Source organism: Clostridium peptidivorans (assembly GCF_900205925.1).
Taxonomy (GTDB): domain Bacteria; phylum Bacillota; class Clostridia; order Clostridiales; family Clostridiaceae; genus Clostridium_AK; species Clostridium_AK peptidivorans.
Genome location: NZ_OAOD01000006.1, coordinates 96,332 through 114,842, shown reverse-complemented (window position 1 = coordinate 114,842; position 18,511 = coordinate 96,332). Strand labels below are relative to the sequence as shown.

Annotated in this window: 15 protein-coding genes, 1 pseudogene and 1 riboswitch; of the genes and pseudogenes, 3 read left to right on the top strand and 13 right to left on the bottom strand. The window is 31.1% G+C overall.

Translation table 11 applies throughout. The features are described 5' to 3' along the window. Nucleotides 1-20: 20 nt before the first annotated feature. The 8 genes from CRN98_RS07360 to CRN98_RS07325 form a co-directional block, all read right to left on the bottom strand. Nucleotides 21-386, bottom strand: a complete 366-nt coding sequence (locus tag CRN98_RS07360; RefSeq protein WP_097026782.1) for an ArsR/SmtB family transcription factor — start codon at nt 384-386, stop codon at nt 21-23. Nucleotides 387-622: 236 nt separating this feature from the next. Beyond that, complete coding sequence (arsA, locus tag CRN98_RS07355; protein WP_097026781.1) at nt 623-2,368, bottom strand: arsenical pump-driving ATPase; 1,746 nt, start codon at nt 2,366-2,368, stop codon at nt 623-625. 25 nt (nt 2,369-2,393) lie between these two features. After that, nucleotides 2,394-2,783 carry an arsenite efflux transporter metallochaperone ArsD gene (gene arsD / locus CRN98_RS07350; protein WP_097026780.1) on the bottom strand — a complete coding sequence of 130 codons (390 nt, stop codon included), beginning with the start codon at nt 2,781-2,783 and terminating at the stop codon, nt 2,394-2,396. Nucleotides 2,784-2,861: 78 nt separating this feature from the next. Then, nucleotides 2,862-3,932, bottom strand: a complete 1,071-nt coding sequence (gene arsB / locus CRN98_RS07345; RefSeq protein ID WP_097026779.1) for an ACR3 family arsenite efflux transporter — start codon at nt 3,930-3,932, stop codon at nt 2,862-2,864. Nucleotides 3,933-3,960: 28 nt separating this feature from the next. Beyond that, nucleotides 3,961-4,374 (bottom strand): arsenate reductase ArsC, encoded by a 414-nt coding sequence (locus CRN98_RS07340; RefSeq protein WP_097026778.1) that lies wholly within the window; start codon nt 4,372-4,374, stop codon nt 3,961-3,963. A 37-nt stretch (nt 4,375-4,411) separates the two neighbouring features. After that, a complete protein-coding gene (locus CRN98_RS07335; RefSeq protein WP_423237090.1) occupies nt 4,412-4,792 on the bottom strand; it encodes an ArsR/SmtB family transcription factor in 381 nt (126 codons plus the stop codon). A 204-nt stretch (nt 4,793-4,996) separates the two neighbouring features. Then, nucleotides 4,997-6,007, bottom strand: coding sequence for a tryptophan--tRNA ligase (gene trpS, locus CRN98_RS07330; protein ID WP_097026776.1), 1,011 nt, complete (start codon nt 6,005-6,007; stop codon nt 4,997-4,999). A gap of 163 nt (nt 6,008-6,170) precedes the next feature. After that, nucleotides 6,171-6,545: a desulfoferrodoxin gene (locus tag CRN98_RS07325; protein WP_097026775.1), complete on the bottom strand. Its 375-nt coding sequence runs from the start codon at nt 6,543-6,545 to the stop codon at nt 6,171-6,173. Nucleotides 6,546-6,813: 268 nt separating this feature from the next. Between CRN98_RS07325 and CRN98_RS07320 the strand changes: the two genes are divergently transcribed. Next, entirely contained in the window at nt 6,814-7,020 is a 207-nt protein-coding gene (locus CRN98_RS07320) for a hypothetical protein (RefSeq protein WP_097026774.1), read from the top strand. Between the two features lie 63 nt (nt 7,021-7,083). Here the strand turns inward: CRN98_RS07320 and lysA are convergent, their stop codons facing one another. Both lysA and CRN98_RS07310 read right to left on the bottom strand, forming a co-directional pair. Next, complete coding sequence (gene lysA, locus CRN98_RS07315) at nt 7,084-8,379, bottom strand: diaminopimelate decarboxylase (RefSeq protein ID WP_097026773.1); 1,296 nt, start codon at nt 8,377-8,379, stop codon at nt 7,084-7,086. A 120-nt stretch (nt 8,380-8,499) separates the two neighbouring features. After that, nucleotides 8,500-8,667, bottom strand: a riboswitch (Lysine riboswitch). 119 nt (nt 8,668-8,786) lie between these two features. Continuing rightward, nucleotides 8,787-10,088 (bottom strand): M18 family aminopeptidase, encoded by a 1,302-nt coding sequence (locus CRN98_RS07310; protein ID WP_097026772.1) that lies wholly within the window; start codon nt 10,086-10,088, stop codon nt 8,787-8,789. A 154-nt stretch (nt 10,089-10,242) separates the two neighbouring features. Here CRN98_RS07310 and CRN98_RS07305 point away from each other — a divergent pair, with 154 nt between their 5' ends. Continuing rightward, complete coding sequence (locus tag CRN98_RS07305) at nt 10,243-11,427, top strand: cation diffusion facilitator family transporter (protein WP_097026771.1); 1,185 nt, start codon at nt 10,243-10,245, stop codon at nt 11,425-11,427. A gap of 162 nt (nt 11,428-11,589) precedes the next feature. Then, the gene (locus CRN98_RS07300) at nt 11,590-12,672 is read left to right on the top strand and encodes a PRK06851 family protein (RefSeq protein ID WP_097026770.1); all 1,083 of its coding nucleotides are present in this window, start codon (nt 11,590-11,592) and stop codon (nt 12,670-12,672) included. A 101-nt stretch (nt 12,673-12,773) separates the two neighbouring features. Here CRN98_RS07300 and CRN98_RS07295 read toward each other — a convergent pair whose 3' ends face one another. The 3 genes and pseudogenes from CRN98_RS07295 to CRN98_RS07285 form a co-directional block, all read right to left on the bottom strand. Beyond that, complete coding sequence (locus CRN98_RS07295) at nt 12,774-14,918, bottom strand: HelD family protein (RefSeq protein WP_097026769.1); 2,145 nt, start codon at nt 14,916-14,918, stop codon at nt 12,774-12,776. 73 nt (nt 14,919-14,991) lie between these two features. Next, nucleotides 14,992-16,914, bottom strand: a complete 1,923-nt coding sequence (gene ftsH / locus CRN98_RS07290; RefSeq protein ID WP_097026768.1) for an ATP-dependent zinc metalloprotease FtsH — start codon at nt 16,912-16,914, stop codon at nt 14,992-14,994. A gap of 200 nt (nt 16,915-17,114) precedes the next feature. After that, nucleotides 17,115-18,476, bottom strand: a pseudogene (locus CRN98_RS07285) (alanine/glycine:cation symporter family protein). Nucleotides 18,477-18,511: the final 35 nt, after the last annotated feature.

The following is an 18,511-nucleotide window of genomic DNA, read 5'->3' as shown; positions in this document are numbered from 1 at the left end:
CTATTAACCCTCCTGTTGGCTTATTTATCAATGAAATACTGCCCTTGTCCTTTACATGAATCAAGATAAACTTCAGCACTAGCAATCTTTTCAATATCCTTCTTTAAGGTTTCATAGTTATCAATATTGTGTATAATTTCTTTTAAAATGTTTTCAAGTACCTTATTATTAAAATTTAAATAATAATATATAAATTGTTCTTTTCTTTCATCTTTAACAAATCCCATATCTCTAAGCTTTGCTAAATGTTTTGATATTTTAGGCTGTGTTTCTTCCATAATGCCGCATATCTCGCAAACGCAAAGTTTTTTGTGATATAAAAGCACTAGAATTCTTAAACGTGTTTCATCTGATAACATTTTAAAAAAATCAGTTAATTTATCCATTTATCATCACTATCCTCTCTTATGTAACATTCTATTTGTTAAATTCTTATATACGCATATGAGTATATGATCATAATATGCCTAAGCCTCATATTTGTCAACATTGTTTTTATAATTAACTGGAACAAACACTAAGTTATTCTTATAGCTGATTCCTACACCTGTATATTTGTAAACTAATAAAACTCCTGATATCAACCAGAAGTTTTATTAGTAATTTGCAATGGAATAATAATTTAGTTTATTAAATCATTAAGTTTTTCACCTTTAAGTTCTTCTGCTATCCACTCTATAATTGCAAAATTTTCTTTTGATATTTCATTCACTTTGTTAATCCACTGTACTTCATTGCTTGCTTTTACCTGTAATATGTCATTAGTTGTATTTGAGGCGTAAAAACTTGAGTTTATAACCCACCATTTGCTATTGATACCTGCTCTATTTAAGTCACTTTGTAATCTCATAGCTTCATAAACTGGAGTTGTTTCAGCAAGAGTTACTATGATAACTTCTGTTTCATCTTCATTTCTAAGCCTAGGCAAAAGCTTTTTAACTGATTCTGGAACATCACCCTGAGAGCGCTGAATTTCTTTATTATAACTTTGTGTAGAATCTAAAAGTAATAGTGTATGACCTGTTGGAGCTGTATCAATAACTACAACTTCATTTTCTGATCTTTCTACTATTTCAGCAAAAGCTCTAAATACTGCAATTTCTTGAGTACAAGGAGATCTTAAATCTTCTTCTACATACTCCAAATCTTCTTCACTCATTGTTTCTCTTGCCTTGCCCAATACTTCTTCTTTGTACTTTTCAAGTTCTTCTTTTTCATCAATATGGCTTAAAGTAATCCCATAGCCTTCATCTAATACAAATTTCAAATGATCTGCTGGGTCAGTGGTTGTTAAATGCACCTTTTTACCCTTTTTAGCTAGCCCTAAAGCAATTGCAGCCGCTATAGTTGTTTTTCCTACTCCACCTTTACCCATAGTAAACATTACCTTTTTATCATTTTTATATAAATCTTCAATTACATTCTTTAGTTTAGGAATATTATTTGTATTTAGTATTTCCTTATTAAATTTAATATGGCTATCCTTTAAGAATGCTCTTACATTTTCAAGTCCTGTTACATTATAAGGTCTTAGTGGAATTTCAAAAGTTTCAATGTTTTTAATCCCCTCTGGAATATCACTTAACGCCTTTTGCTGCTTACTAAAGATAGCATTAGATAGTTCATCATTATGCTCTTCAAGTACACCATTTATTATTAAAACTTGATTATTTACTCCTATATCTTGAAGTTCTTTAGATGCTCTTTCAGCTTCTTTTAATGGTGATGGTTCCGGTCTAGATACAAGTATAAGTGTAGTTTTTTCTCCATCAGCTAAATTACTAACTGCATTTTTGTAAACTTCTTTCTTATCTTCTAAGCCTGAAAGCTGTCCAAGACATGATGCTCCATGTGTGCTTTCACTTATAAAATTACTCCATGCAGAAGGCAGCTGAAGCATTCTTAAAGTATGACCTGTTGGTGCCGTATCAAATATAATATGATCATATTCCATAGCTGCTTTTTCATCAGTAATAAAGCCTGAAAATTCGTTGAATGCTGCTATTTCAACAGTACAAGAACCTGATAGCTGCTCTTCCATGTTTTTCAAAACAACATCTGGAAGTTTTCCTCGATAAGGGGCTATAACACTTTCTTTATACTCTGCAGCTGCATCTTCTGGATTAAAATTTGCAACTACTAAACCAGGGACTTCCTTTATGAGAACTCCCTTGTTATTAAGTTCAGTATTAAAAACATCTTGTAAATTTGAAGCAGGATCAGTACTAATAAGCATGATTTTCTTTCCCGCATCAGCGAGTGTTACTGCTACTGCACATGCAGTTGAAGTTTTACCAACTCCACCTTTTCCAGTAAAGAACAAGTATTTTGTTAAGTTTATATCTGATATATTAAATTTCTTAAACATTAGCATACCTCTCTTTTATTTTACTTTAGCAGCATCCATCTCCATCACAGCACCCACTGTTACTGCTTTTAATTTTAATACCTAATGGTTTCTTAACTGCAAGATAGTCTTCTGGAATATCAAGCATTTGGCAAAGTTCCTTGTTTGTAGGATAAGCCTTAATCTTAACAACTTCCTCATCAACCATTGTTACTGGCAATATATCTACACCTTCACTATTTAATAATTCATTTATTATTTTATTATCAATAAAAGCTTGAGGATTGCTTGTTAAATTATGTCTATCTACTACAATACCTTTTTTCTTTAAACTGTTTAAAGCTGTGGAAACTCGTAGTAGTTCTGGATCCACTGATGGGCCACATACTCCTGTTGAACAGCACATAGCAGGATCAAAAATAATCATTTTTTTCATAATCGTTCACTCCTTTTACTTACATTCACATTTAGATTTATCTTTACTGACCTTTTTTAAAATATTTCTTATTATATTTTATTTTTTTGTAATTTCACTAGGAAACCAGTTTCTAGTATTATTGGCTACTTTAACAAGAGTAAGCATTACAGGTACTTCTGTCAAAACACCTACAACTGTAGCAAGTGCAGCACCAGATTTTAATCCAAATAATGATATTGCAACAGCAACCGCTAGTTCAAAGAAGTTACTTGCACCAATCATACCCGCTGGTGCTGCAATTGAATGTGGAAGTTTCCATGCTCTTGCCCATCCATAAGCAATTCCAAATATTAAAAAAGTTTGAATTGTTAAAGGTATTGCTATTAGAAGAATGTGTAATGGATTATTTATAATTATTTCTCCTTGGAAAGAGAATATAATAACTAAAGTTAATAACAATCCTATAATTGTAGTATTATCAAATTTCTTCAAGAATACATCATTAAAGTATTCTAGTCCCTTGCTCTTTATTACAGATTTCCTTGTAAAGTATCCTGCTACTAATGGTATTACAACAAATAATATAGTTGATAGTATTAATGTTCCATAGGGAACTGTTACATCACTCACTCCTAGTAAAAATGCTACTATAGGAGTAAATGCTATTAATATAATTAAGTCATTCACCGCTACTTGTACTAAAGTATAAGCAGCATCCCCTTTAGTTAAGTAACTCCACACAAATACCATTGCGGTACATGGAGCTGCTCCTAGTAGTACTGCCCCTGCTAAATACTCTGTTGCTAAGTTTTCAGGTATAAACGCCTTAAATACAACCTTTAAGAAAAATGCTGCAATTAAATACATTGTAAAAGGCTTTATAAGCCAGTTAGTAACACAAGTTACTATTAATCCTTTTGGTTTCTTTGTTGCATTTACAATGCTCGAAAAATCAATTTTAAGCATCATTGGATATATCATAAGCCATATTAATATAGCTGTTGGTATAGATACATTGTAATACTCAAATTTATTAAGTGTATTTGGTATACTCGGTATAAATTTACCAATAAGTATTCCTACAACAATACAAAGTGCTACCCAAATAGTAAGATATCTTTCAAATACTCCAAGGCCCTTACCGCCTTCTTTATTTTCGGTAGTCATTTTAATCCTCCCTATTATTTTATAAATTTTAGCCTAAATTAATTTCATTATTTTTAATTCTTTTTGATAAATCTTTTACTTTTTCTTCGATAGCTTTTGCAGTTTTTATAAATTCTTCATCACTTTTACCTGATGGGTCATCTAGTCCCCAATCCTCTATGTGCTTTCCTGGTAAATAAGGACAAACCACATTACATCCCATTTTTATAACAATATCTACTGGCGGTATGTCACCTAATAGTTTAGACTTTTGTGTTTTATTCATATCAATATTGTATAAATTCTTTATAATTCTTACTGCATCCTGATTTATTTGAGGCGTAAGTTCCGTTCCTGCTGAATAGGACTCAAATACATCACTTGCAAATAGCTTTCCAAGCGCCTCTGCCATTTGTGATCTGCAGGAATTGTGTACACATATAAATGCTACTTTTGCTTTCATTAAATCATCCTCCGTATATAATATTATTTATTATAAGTTAATTATCAAAGCAAATCTTACCTTCTTTTAAGTCATCGCAGCTTAAGTTACTTTCCCTATATTTCTTTAATCTTTCTAAATCCATGCTACATTGTTTCAATTTAATAGCATGTTCCTTAATTATTTCCTTTAAAAAAGGAAACTCTTTAACTGTATCTTCATTTATCTTGTAATACACATACTTAGCTACCTTGTAGTAATCTAGAATCTTTGCATTTGTTAATTTATTTAGGTGTCTTGATGCATTTGATTGATTGATGTCAAGTAAAACCTCTATTTCACAAACACATAAATCTCCATCTTTAAGTATATTAAGCATTCTCATACGTGTTTCATCAGATAATGCTTTCATCACTTGTATTAAATCCAACTTCTTCACTCCTTATATTATCATATTCAATTATAATCATATGATATACAAAAGCTATGTATTTTGCAACCCCTTTTAAAAAGAAAATAACTAATACCATTTTATTAAAAGATATAGTTTATAAAATATCACTAAATAAATAAAGTGTATGCTTGACAAAAACAAGCATACACTTTTGTACATTATATAATTTTCTATTAATAATAATTTTTATTATCTTGACACTGGTATAAATCCTATCTTCTTTTGCATTTTTCTAAGGGTTTTATTTGCTACGTAGCTTGCCTTTTCTGCTCCCTTTTTATAAATGCTTTCTAAGTATTCCTTATTTGTGGTTAAATCCTTTACTTTTTTCTGTATTGGCTCAAGTTCCTCTACTATGGCTTCTGCTACGTCTTTTTTAAACTGAGCATACCCTTGGCCTTCATATTCTTTTTCTATTTCTTCTATAGTTTTCCCCTTAATTACACTTAAAATGGTCATTAAGTTTTTAACTCCTGGCTGCTCATCGCTATATTTAACTAATCCTAAGCTATCAGTTACTGCTCTGGATATTTTTTTTCTTATCACTTCTGGCGGATCCATTATAAGTATATATGAATTAGGATTATCAGCTGACTTAGACATCTTCTTTGTTGGCTCTTGAAGATCCATAATTTTAGCTCCAGCTTCTGGTATATATGGTTCAGGTATTTTAAAAGTTTCGCTGTATGTATTATTAAATCTTTCTGCAACATCACGAGTCAATTCTAAGTGCTGCTTTTGATCCACTCCAACTGGTACTAAATCTGCTTGATATAAAAGTATATCCGCTACCATAAGTACTGGATAATTAAAAAGACCAGCTGAAATATTATTTCCATATCTTTGAGACTTATCTTTAAATTGTGTCATTCTTGACAATTCACCCATATGAGTATTACAGTTTAAAAGCCATGCTGCTTCTGCATGAGCTGGCACATGAGATTGTATAAACAAAGTATTTTTTTCTGGATCTATTCCTGCTGCAATGTATATAGATAAAACTTCTAAAGTTCTTCTTCTTAAATCCTTTGGCTCTTGTCTTACTGTTATAGCATGCATATCAACTATGCAATAGTAGCAATCATATTCATCTTGAAGCTTAACCCAGTTTTTTAATGCCCCTAGGTAATTTCCTAAAGTTAATTCACCAGAAGGTTGTATTCCACTAAATATAACTTTTCTTTGTTCTGTTTGCTCCATTGTATATTCCTCCATTTTATAATTTTTTCATTTTCGGTAATATATTGTATTCATACCGTATTCCTTAATATACTATTATAAAACTAAAATCCCCATATAACAATTATTTTGTTATGTGGGGATTATTATATACCTTAATTGTTTTAATCAATTATGATTAAAATTACTTTTTCCATAAACCGTGTAAATTACAATATTCTCTAGCTGCAATTACTTCTTCATCAACTTTAAAGACAGCTTCTGGTTTTTCGCCTGCTTTTAAATACTTTCTATAAACTTTATCAGCTGTTAAAACTTCTATCCATTCTATGTGATGTTCTTCTAACATAGGATGCTCAACTTCTCCTATTCTTACTAAAACTCCACCCTCAATCTTTTCTATTACAGGAACATGTTTTTCCTTTGCAGCATCTACTGTATTTTCCTTAAGATGTATCATTTCTTTGCCACAACATACTAGAGTTCCTACTGATTCATGTACTACCTCTACTATATTTCCACAAATCCCACATTTATAAATTTCATTTAATTTAGTCATTTTATAATCCTCCTTATCAATAATAATTATTACCATATTATTATTATTCTATAAAATATCATTTTATCCTTCTTTTTAAAGCATTTATTTAACTTTTTTTATACTTTATAAACATATTATGAAGGTGCCACTTTAATATACCTCTAAAATTAAACTATATACCTAAAAATAAAAGTAATTTTTTTTAATAGCTGTGGAATACTAATTTTGAGGATACTATTTTTCCTCTATTTAAATTTTGTAAACTAATTTATAAGGAGGGATTTCCATGACAGAAAAAAATAGTGGATATCTCGCAATGGACAGGGACTACTTAGAAGCTCCGCAAAAGATAGTTAAATCATATTCTAAAACTGATTATACAAAGTTACCAGACAATGTACGCGATCCAGTTGTAGCAAACAATATAGCTACCTGGGAATTCGACAACACCTCTCAAGAATTAGCAGCTGACAGCGATTTGTTTTTACAGTAAGAAAAATCGCAAGGAGAAACTTCTCCTTGCGATTCCATTTAATAAAAACTAAGCACCTAGTGCTTAAAATATTTCGTTACCTATCAAGTCTTCATAACTTTGTCTTTTACATACAAGTCTATCTTCTCCATCTTTTACAAATACCACAGCTGCTTTAGGAATTTTGTTATAGTTATTACTCATAGAGTATCCATAAGCGCCAGTAGTAAACATTGCTAAAATGTCCCCACCTTCAGAGTTTGCGATGTTTGTATCATTTATAAGTATATCTCCAGACTCGCAGCACTTACCTGCTATGGTTACAAAGTCATCTTTTTCATTTTCCATCCTATTTGCAACAACACACTCATATTTAGCATTGTATAACGCAGGTCTTATATTATCTGCCATTCCTCCATCTACTGATATATATTTCCTTACTCCTGGTATATTTTTTGTAGATCCTATAGTATAAAGAGTAACCCCAGCATTTCCCACTATAGATCTTCCAGGTTCTATAGTAAGCATTGGAAGTTTTATTCCTAATCTCTTATGAGCTTCATCTGCTTTATTTATTATAATTTCACAGTATTCCTTAGTGGTTTTTGGTTCATCTTCTTCTGTATAGTAAATCCCAAATCCACCACCCAAATCCAGCTCCTGAATTTCATAGTTAAATTTATTTTTTATAACTTTTATAAAGTTCATCATTATTTCTACTTCATCTTCATAGGGTGATAAATCAAAAATCTGAGAACCAATATGACAGTGTAATCCTGCAAGTTCAATACCTGGAAGCTGTAGTGCCACATTAACTCCTTTTAAAGCATCTTCATTTGATAAAGTAAATCCAAATTTAGAGTCTATTTGGCCAGTTTTTATATATTCATGGGTATGTGCTTCTATTCCTGGAGTTATTCTTAATAATACCTTTTGCACTTTATTTTTTCTTGTTGCAATTTTATTTATTTGTTCTAGTTCATAAAAATTATCTACTACAAATCTTGAAACTCCATAGTCTATTCCCATTTCTACTTCTTCTAAAGTTTTATTGTTTCCATGAAAATAAATTTTATCTGCTGGAAAGTTCGCCTTCATAGCAGTATATAATTCTCCCCCAGATACTACATCTAAGCAGAGTCCTTCTTCTTCAATTAATTTACACATAGCTAAAGTTAAGAATGCTTTTCCTGCATATGCAACTCTATTATTTGATTCATTTACCTTAAAATATTTGTAATAATCCTTACATATGCTTCTCATAAGCCCCTCATCAAATACATACAAAGGAGTTCCGTATTTTTGGGTAAGTTCAACAGTACTTACCCCACCTATATAAAGTGTGTTTTCTCCTATTTCCATGCTTCCAAATAAATTCATAATTTTTGCCCCCTAAACTTTTATTATGATTAAGCTATTTCTTAAAATTCAAATAAATCTTACAAAAAACAAAGCAGCTAAGGTTATACCTATAGCTGCTTTTTAGCTTCTATTGTATGTAACCTCTGTAGCTCTCCACCATTATAGTGACAACTTTGCATATATTTTATGCAAAGCCAGGAGATAACTTCCTACATTATTCTCCTTCGGCTATAATTCCTTTTCTTATTCCTCATTGCGTGGCCGCTAAGAATAAGTACTATTAATTACAGCACCTCTACCCAAGGTAAATTTATTTTTTCTTTTTAGTTTATCACATTAGATTTTTAAAATCAACATAAACTTCACAATTATCTGAAATGAATTGAGTTGTGCTAATTTATAACAAAATCATAGATCTTTATAAATTATACAGAATAAAATTTATTAAAGCTTTTAGTTATGTAGTAATGATCATCTACTCCACCAAGCTCTCTTATAGAGTGCATTGCAAGTATTGGAGTTCCTATATCTACAGAATTAATATTTATATGTGACCAAGATATAGGTCCTATAGTTGATCCCCCTCTTGAGTCGGATCTATTTACAAACTTTTGAACAGGAATACTTTCTTCTTTACATATTCCTTCATAAACAGCTGAACTATAAGCATCTGTAGTATAGCTAAAGTTAGCATTTATTTTAATTACAGGTCCCTTATTTATTATAGGCCTATTGGTAGGGTCTGCCTTTTCTTCCCAGTTAGGATGTACTGCATGAGCTAAATCTGAGGATATTATAAAAGAATTTGCCAAAGCTCTAAAATATGCTTCTTTTCCACTTTCTTTCTTTTCTACAATTCTTTCTAAAATACTTGATAAGAATATAGAATCCGCTCCTTGCTTTGTAGTACTTCCTATTTCTTCATTATCAAAACACACCAAAACATTAGTTGAACTTGATGGTTTTGAATTTACAAGAGCTTCTAGTGCTGCATGCACCATGGCTAAATCATCTAACCTTCCGCTGGAAATAAATTCATCATTCATTCCCATAATACATCCTTTTTCATATTCATATAGGAATAAATCAAAATCTAGTATCTCACTTATATCTACTTTTAATTCATTAGCTATAGTTCTTAATAAGAAGTCTTCCTTTGAAAGTTTATCATTAATCATCCCCAGTAATGGCAATGTATGCTTTTGAGCATTTAATTCTAATCCTTTATTTACATCTCTATTCATATGTATAGCTATATTTGGTATTATAAGTAATGGTTTTTTAATATTTAATAATTTACAACTTGGTTTTAGGGGATTTTTTGACTTTAATACAACTCTTCCTGCTATGGATAGCGGTCTATCCATCCATGTATTTAAAATTGGTCCTCCATAAACTTCTGTATTTAGCTTTAAATAACTTCCTTCTGATGTCATTTCAGCATGAGGCTTAATTCTAAAGGTTGGAGAATCCGTATGTGTTCCTACTATTTTAAATCCATTCTCTACTACACTTTTTCTTCCCATAACAAATGCTATTATAGCTGAATTGTTTTTTACTACATAATATTTCCCCTCAGTTTTTAAATTCCACTGCTCTGTTTCTTTAAGCTCATTAAACCCATTTTTATCTAAAACATTCTTTACAGTTTCCACAGCATGAAATGCAGTTGGGCTTTTATATATAAAATCTATCAAATCCTTAGCTAACGTAACTTTATCTTCCATCCACAATCAATCCTTCTTTCGCTTTAATTGAAAATTTCATAAATTCAGCATAACATAATTACGTTCTTCTTTCAAATAATAGATAATTGTTAATTGGCAAATGTTAGTGGTATAATCTATAATTGTATTTGATTAAAGTTACGAGGTGTTTAAAATGGTTTCGCAATTATTAGTTAAGCGTTTTATAAAAAACTCTGAAAATGTTGAAAATGAAAAAGTTAGAAACTCCTATGGATTTTTAGGAAGTATTATTGGAATAGTAGCTAATGCTATACTTTTTGGAGTAAAACTTGTAGTTGGAGTTATATCTGGAAGTATATCCGTTACTGCAGATGCATTTAATAATCTTTCAGATGCCACTTCTTCTGTAATAACCATGCTTGGATTTAAGTTAGCTTCTAAGCCTGCAGATGAAGAGCATCCCTTTGGGCATGGAAGGATAGAATACTTATCTGGACTTATAGTGTCCTTTATGGTTCTTTTAGTAGGATTTGAATTTGTAAAGTCCTCCTATGCAAGAATTATTAATCCTACTCCTGTAAGATTTGAGGTTATCCCCTTTATACTTCTTGTTTTATCTATTTTTACAAAGATATGGCTTAGCAGATTTAATAATTACATCGGCAAAACTATAAATTCTTCAGCTCTTAAAGCTTCCTCTATGGATGCATTAGGAGATGTTTTTTCTTCAACTGGTGTAGCTCTATCTTTACTATTATCTAAATGGATTGCTTTTCCTATAGACGGCTATATAGGAATGCTTGTATCTTTATTTATACTTTATTCAGGATATTCCCTAATAAAAGATACCTTAGATCCTCTTTTAGGTGCTGCACCAGATTCTGATTTAGTTAACAAGATAATAAGCAGCTTATTAAGTTATGAACATATAACAGGCACTCATGATTTAGTAATTCATAACTATGGACCTAATAAGTTTATAGCTACAGTTCATGCTGAAGTACCACAAGATATATCGATAGTTAAAATCCATGACGTTATTGATAAAGCTGAAAAGGAAATTTCTGAAAAGCTAAATATCGTGCTTGTTGTGCACATGGATCCTATAAATACTAACGATGAAGAAATTAACTATGCTAAAGCTGAAGTTGAAAATATAATAACTAAATATTCTATGATTAAATCGCTTCATGATTTTAGAATGGTTGGTGAAGGTGATACTAAAAACCTTATATTTGATGTAGTTGTATGTTATACACAAAAGCTTACAGATGAATTTATCGAAGAAATTACATCTAGCTTAAATAGGGATATAAAAAATATTCACCCTCACTATAATGCTATAATTACAATAGATAGAGATTTTGCTAATAACTAGCCCTTAATCTATAATCGCTAAATTATATTACATATTATATTTTAGCGATTATGGATTTTTTATTTTTTGTTAATACATTTTTAAATATTTCACTTCACAATCACATAGAAATCAGTTTTGCATATTATATTGTATAATTTTTATTTTATGGAGTGTGAAATTATGATCGGAAAGGAAAGACACTTGTTTCCTGGCACCAATACACCTTTAGGTCCACATTTCTTATTTTCTCATATAATACCTACTTCAGAGGCTAAAAGAATAATATATTTTAAAGGTGGTCCTGGAACCGGAAAGTCATTTGCTATGAAAAAAATAGGTAAAATATTTCAAGATAGAGGACATGATGTGGAGTACTTTCATTGTTCTTCTGATAATGAATCTTTAGACGCAATACTTATTAAAGGCCTAAATGTAGCCTTAGTTGATGGTACTGCTCCTCATATGCAGGATCCTATTTATCCTGGTGCTATAGATGAGATATTTAATCTTGGAGTATGCTTAGATGAAAAAGGATTATCCTCTAGAAAAGACCAATTATTACCTGTTTATGCTGATATAAGTCGTATGTTTAAAAGAGGCTTTAGCTATTTTAAAGCTGCAGCTGCAGTTCATGAAGATTGGAGAAACTTTAACCTTGAAGCATTAGATAACATAAAATTAAATGAATTAAAAGAAAGCCTAAAAGATAAAATTTTTAAAGCTAACAAATGGGGAATAGGAAAAGAACGTCATCTATTCTGTACAGCTCTTACCCCTAATGGAATAATAACTTTTATAGATGATCTTGTAGCTCCTTTTAAAAATGTTTATGTACTTCAGGGTGGTCCTGGAACTGGCAAAACAGAAGTCTTAAGCTTCTTAAAGGATGAAGCCTTAAGACGTGGACTTTTTGTAGAGGTATTCCATGACGTAATCAATCTAAATAGAATAGAACACATTTTCATTCCAGATTTAGATTTAGCCGTTGTAACCTCTAATGAAGTAAACAGAGAATCCTTTCAAGGTGAGCATATTTTGATGACAGATCTTTTAAATAAAGATTATTTAGATAAATATAAAGCTGAAATTCAAAAGGACGAATCTAACTTCTATGACTTTTTACATGAAGGCCTGCAATGCATTACTAAATGTAAAAAAACTCATGATATTCTAGAAAAGTACTATGTATCAAATATAGATTTTAAAAGGATTGACGTAATGGTAGATGAGCTAATACAAAGACTTATTTCTTATGAAAAATAACGTACTTATTTAGACGCAACTCATTAATATATCCTGTGATTTTAAACTTTAGAGATTAGAGTTTAGAGGCTAGTTATAAAAAAATTGCTAGGAATAAATTCCTAGCAATTTTTTTTATATACATATAGTTCATGTAATGCTCTTGTACTCATTACATAAAGCATTTTATCTTTACTTTCCATTTCCTTATTAGTGTCTATAACAATTACTGCATCAAACTCCAGCCCTTTAGCAAAGTATGAAGGTATTATAACTTCTCCCGAATTATATAATATCTCCTCATTATCTATAATTTTTATATATATCTTATCTTTTAATAACTCTCCAATATTATTGGTTTCTTCTAGATCTCTACATATGACCGCTATGCTTTCATGTCCTTTTTCTTTTAATTTATTTATATTGACTAAAAGCTTTTCTTTTAATTCTTCATATTCGTTAAACTCAGTTATCTCTACCTTTTCACCACTTCTTACTAAAGGCACTATATTTTCATTATGAATATACTTATTTGCAAATTCCATTATTTCTTTAGTAGAACGATAGCTCTTATCAAGTTTAAAATGCTCAACATTTTTATTTAATAAATACTCTTCTATGGAACACATAGGCACTTCTCCCTTTATAGGAAGTAATCTTTGGTTGCTGTCCCCTACTATAGTTAAAGATTGACACTTAGTTAATTCATTTATAACCATAAATTGAAGTTTGCTATAATCCTGTGCTTCATCTATAACCACATGTTTTATCTCTTCTGGTGCTGTAAATCCTTCTAGTTTTATCTTTAAATAAAGTACTGCTGCTAAGTCATCATATGTTAAAGCTTTTTCTTCATTAAATCTCATGTATATGCTAATTACTTCTTCACCATTTATCCATCTTAAATCTTGTTTAACCTTTATAGATTCTTCAATAGCCTCTCTTATTTCTAATTTCTTTTTAAATTCTAATTCGCTTCCTTCTAAATTTAAAGCTTCTTCAGAAAGAGCATTCATCTTATCCTTATATTTCTTTTCTATAGCTTTTACGGTATCATTTCTTAATTCATTTATTCTAGTATAGATTATTCGCTTAGCTCTTTTATTTCTTTTAAATAACGGCATAGCTTTAAAATGATTTTGGAATAAATCCTGAAGTTCTTGCTTGTTCATAATTATTTTATTATATATACTAATATCTCTTAGCTCAAAATAATTATTTTCAAGATCATTTATTAATAGGTTAAGTCTTTCAATGTACTCATCAGAATTCTTATAAAGCATCTCATTTATAAATTCTTTATTTCCACTTAATACATTTTCCATATAATCCTTAAATGACATTATACTTTCTATTTCAGATAGTTCCATAGCTAAGTCTCTAAAGGTAGTTTGCCTAACTCCTACCTCTCCTAAACTTGGAAGTACTGTAGATATATACTCCATAAAGACTTTGTTAGGTCCTAATATCAACACCTTATCTTGCAAAGTTTTCCTATAGTTATAAAGTAAATAAGCTATTCTGTGAAGTGCTATTGTAGTTTTACCACTTCCAGCTACACCATCAACTACTATAGTTTTATCCTTTGGCTGCCTTATTAAATTATCCTGCTCTGCTTGTATTGTCATTACTATATCTTTAAGTTTTGATTCTGCGTTTTTACTTAATACCATTTGAAGTATATCGTCTTTAACATCTATTTCTGAATCAAACATTCCAAGAAGCTGGGCCTTTTTTATAATAAACTGCCTTTTGCTTAAAACTTCAGTTCTAATCTTACCATCTGGAGAAGTATAATACACTTCACCTATTTTTCCCGCATAAAATAATGCAGATATTGGTGCACGCCAATCTACAACTATTGGTTCAAATTCATCCTTAGGAATAACACCAAATCTTCCGATATACATGCTTTCTTCTAGTCCTATTTCTTCTTCAATAAAGTTTACCTTTCCAAAATAAGGACTAGTTTTCAGTATAACAAGCTCCTTTAGTCTTCTATCTATAACTTTGAACTGTTCTTCTGCTACAAATCTTTCGTGGTCAAAGTACTCAATTATTTTATCTTCATCATCTTTATATTCTTCTAATACTTCTTTTCTGTATCCAAGTATATATTCTGATATCTCATGTCTCTTTTGTATATAATTGTTTATTTCCTGATTTATTATATTTATAGTTTCTTTAAGCTTTTCTTTTTCCATACCAAGGTCTAATTCTTTCTGCAGTTCTTCTTTTAATTCCCTCTCTAATTCTTCTCTTTCCATATTTATATCACCCCGTTTAAATTTAGTAACCGGTAACAAGTAATTTTAACTTCTTATCTAATTTTCTATAATACTATATTAACTTATGTGTATGTTCATCGCTATCTTCTAAACTTGTCACGTTTTCTACGCTCTCTTTACCCTCTATATCTTCACCTATTTCTTTCCCTTCTACCATAGCCATAAATTCATTGCCCATAATTGTTTCTTTTTCTAATAGTCTTTCTGAAACCTTTCTTAGCAATTCCTGATTTTCCTTAAGTATATTTATTGACTTACTATGGGCATCTTTTATTATTTTTAAAGTCTCCTCGTCAACAATAGCTGCAGTTGTTTCACTACAATTCTTAACAGCTCTACCATCTAAATATCTATTAGACATAGACTCTAAACCCATCATATCAAATCTTTCACTCATTCCATATATAGTTACCATGTTTCTAGCTGTTTCCGTTGCTCTTTCTATATCATTTGATGCTCCTGTAGAAATCGTATTAAATTCAACCTCTTCTGCTGCTCTTCCTCCAAGCATAACAGAAATTTGGTCAAGCATTTCTTCTTTTGTACTTAGATACTTTTCCTTAGCAGGAACTTGAAGAGTATATCCAAGTGCCCCCATAGTTCTCGGTACAATAGTTATTTTATGCACTGGATCTGTATGGGTTAGAAGAGCTGCTACTAGTGCATGGCCTACTTCATGAAATGCCACTGCTCTCTTTTCTTGTGGGGATAATATTCTATCCTTTTTTTCTTTTCCTGCAATTATTATTTCAACTGCTTCTTCTAAATCCTCTTGTATTACTTCTTGCCTATTATTTTTTACTGCCCTTAATGCTGCTTCATTTATTATATTAGCAAGATCTGCTCCTACAGCTCCTGGAGTTGACTTTGCCAGTGCCTTTAAGTCCACGTCCTTATCCATCTTAACTCCTACAGAGTGAACCTTTAGTATATCTTCTCTTCCCTTAAGGTCAGGTCTATCTACAATTACTCTTCTATCAAATCTACCTGGTCTTAAAAGAGCCTTATCAAGTACTTCTGGCCTATTGGTTGCAGCAAGTATTACTACTCCCTTAGAGGAATCAAATCCATCCATTTCTGCAAGCAGCTGATTTAAAGTTTGCTCTCTTTCATCATTTCCACTGATATTACCTTCACGACTTTTACCTATAGCATCTATCTCATCTATAAATATTATACATGGAGCTTTTTCTTGAGCCTGTTCAAACAGATCTCTAACTCTTGAAGCTCCCATACCAACAAACATTTCTACAAATCCAGAACCCGATATAGAAAAGAAAGGTACTTTAGCTTCTCCTGCCACTGCTTTAGCAAGAAGAGTTTTACCTGTTCCCGGAGGCCCTACCAGCAATGCCCCCTTAGGAAGCTTTGCTCCTATTTCAGTATACTTTTTAGGATTATGTAAAAAATCAACTATTTCAACCAAAGATTCTTTTGCTTCTCCCTGTCCTGCTACATCCTTAAATGTTACACCAGTTTCATTTTCCGCGTAAATCTTAGCTGTATTTTTACCAAAGGACATAACACCACTGCCCATTTTTTTATCAAGCATTCCAAATAAATATCTTCCTATAAACATAAATATTATAAAAGGAAGTACCCAGTTAAGTATAAAGTTTCTTATTGGATTATCTTGCTTTGGAATTACGGTATCATAAGGAATACTAGCCTTATTTAACTTTTCTAAAAGCTGAGTATCATTTTCAACCTTTCCTGTATATAAAAGCTTTTCTTCATATCCTGATTTTTCATTAGGATATACTATAATCTTATCTTTTGAAAACTCTACTTCCTTAACCTGTTTTTGCTCTATCATGTTTAAAAAAGTTGTATACTTAATATGTTTTGTCTGAGTATTCATTATATAGTCATTAATAAAAAACACTACAATCGCTGCAGCAATGACATAATAAATTATATACTTCATTTTATTGTCGTCAAATTTCTTGTCCTTATTCTTTTTATCTGTAGGCATTTGTTAGCTTTCCTCCATTTTATTATGACTTATTTACATTCCATAATTTATAAGACCATACAGTAAGATTAAAGGCCTTTATAAATCATGCTAGCCTAGCTATATTATAATACAACAATACCTTTTTTAAAACAAATAAAGCTTGGTATTAAAGAATTATTAGACTCAATTCTTTAAACCAAAGCTTTATTTATAACTTTTTACATCGCTATCTTTTCATCATTAGATTCTTTATCTAAGTTATCTTCCCATAAATACTTTTTTGTCTCCCTTACTATAACACTGTTTAAGGCAATTAATGAAATTAAATTTGGTATTGCCATGAGTCCATTTGCTAAGTCTGCAAAGTTCCATACAACGTCAAGTGAAAAAACTGAACCTATATATATCATAATAATCCAAAGTAATTTATATGGCAAAATAGCTTTTTTACCAAATAGGTATTCTATTGACTTCTCTCCATAATAAGACCATCCAAGTATCGTTGAAAAAGCAAATGTTATAAGCCCTATAGTAAGTACAATAGGCCCTAATACTGGTATGGTTCCAAATGCCTCCTTTGTAAGCTGTCCCCCTTGAAGTCCCTGGGTCCATACTCCTGTATTTGTAAGCACTAGTCCTGTTATAGCACAAACAATTACCGTATCCCAAAATGTTCCAGTTCATGCTACAAGAGCTTGTCTTACAGGATTTCTGCTCTGTGCAGCAGCGGATACTATAGGGGCACTTCCAAGTCCTGATTCGTTAGAAAAAAGTCCACGAGACACTCCAAACCTCATTGCCATCATTATTGTAGAACCTGCAAATCCTCCAACTGCAGCTTGACCTGTAAAAGCAGAGCTTATTATGGTATATAAAGAGTTTGGTATGGTTTTATAGCCAAATGCAAGTATTATTAAACATCCTAAAATATATGAGCCTGCCATGAAAGGAACAAATACTTCACAAACCTTAGCAATACTTTTTATCCCTCCAAGAATAACAACTGCTGTAAGTATTGCAAGTATTACTCCAGTTACAGCATAAGGCACTTTAAAGGTATCATTTATCATCGCAGAAATGGCATTTGATTGAACCATTCCTCCTGTTCCTATAGCAGCAACACTTGTAAATATAGCAAACATCACACCTAACCATTTCTTTTTCATACCATGTTCTAAAACATACATGGGGCCTCCCGCCATTGTACCATCTTGAGTTTTAACTCTATATTTAGTTGCAAGTAAACTTTCTGCATATTTAGTAGATATTCCAAATACTCCTGTAATCCATGTCCAAAAAACAGCTCCAGGACCTCCAAGTGATATAGCTGTAGCAACGCCTACTATGTTTCCTGTTCCTATGGTAGCTGCAAGTGCTGTAGTAAGTGCACTAAATTGACTTACATCTCCATTTGCATTATCATCTTTTGTTACCGAAAGCTTGATAGCCTTTCCCATATACCTTTGTATAAATTTTAATCTAAAGGTTAAAAATACATGAGTTCCTAAGAGCAAAATTAATAGCGGCCAATTCCATAAAAAACTATCAATTTTTTCAACTAGTTTTATAGCCCCTTCCATATGTATAAGCTCCTCCTTGAAGTAAAATAAGCTTT

Bases quoted from the DNA above. Each gene is read 5' to 3' on its own strand.
- CRN98_RS07360 (WP_097026782.1), bottom strand. From the start codon at position 386: ATGGATAAATTAACTGATTTTTTTAAAATGTTATCAGATGAAACACGT.
- arsA (WP_097026781.1), bottom strand. From the start codon at position 2,368: ATGTTTAAGAAATTTAATATATCAGATATAAACTTAACAAAATACTTG.
- arsD (WP_097026780.1), bottom strand. From the start codon at position 2,783: ATGAAAAAAATGATTATTTTTGATCCTGCTATGTGCTGTTCAACAGGA.
- arsB (WP_097026779.1), bottom strand. From the start codon at position 3,932: ATGACTACCGAAAATAAAGAAGGCGGTAAGGGCCTTGGAGTATTTGAA.
- CRN98_RS07340 (WP_097026778.1), bottom strand. From the start codon at position 4,374: ATGAAAGCAAAAGTAGCATTTATATGTGTACACAATTCCTGCAGATCA.
- trpS (WP_097026776.1), bottom strand. From the start codon at position 6,007: ATGGAGCAAACAGAACAAAGAAAAGTTATATTTAGTGGAATACAACCT.
- CRN98_RS07325 (WP_097026775.1), bottom strand. From the start codon at position 6,545: ATGACTAAATTAAATGAAATTTATAAATGTGGGATTTGTGGAAATATA.
- CRN98_RS07320 (WP_097026774.1), top strand. From the start codon at position 6,814: ATGACAGAAAAAAATAGTGGATATCTCGCAATGGACAGGGACTACTTA.
- lysA (WP_097026773.1), bottom strand. From the start codon at position 8,379: ATGAATTTATTTGGAAGCATGGAAATAGGAGAAAACACACTTTATATA.
- CRN98_RS07310 (WP_097026772.1), bottom strand. From the start codon at position 10,088: ATGGAAGATAAAGTTACGTTAGCTAAGGATTTGATAGATTTTATATAT.
- CRN98_RS07305 (WP_097026771.1), top strand. From the start codon at position 10,243: ATGGTTTCGCAATTATTAGTTAAGCGTTTTATAAAAAACTCTGAAAAT.
- CRN98_RS07300 (WP_097026770.1), top strand. From the start codon at position 11,590: ATGATCGGAAAGGAAAGACACTTGTTTCCTGGCACCAATACACCTTTA.
- CRN98_RS07295 (WP_097026769.1), bottom strand. From the start codon at position 14,918: ATGGAAAGAGAAGAATTAGAGAGGGAATTAAAAGAAGAACTGCAGAAA.
- ftsH (WP_097026768.1), bottom strand. From the start codon at position 16,914: ATGCCTACAGATAAAAAGAATAAGGACAAGAAATTTGACGACAATAAA.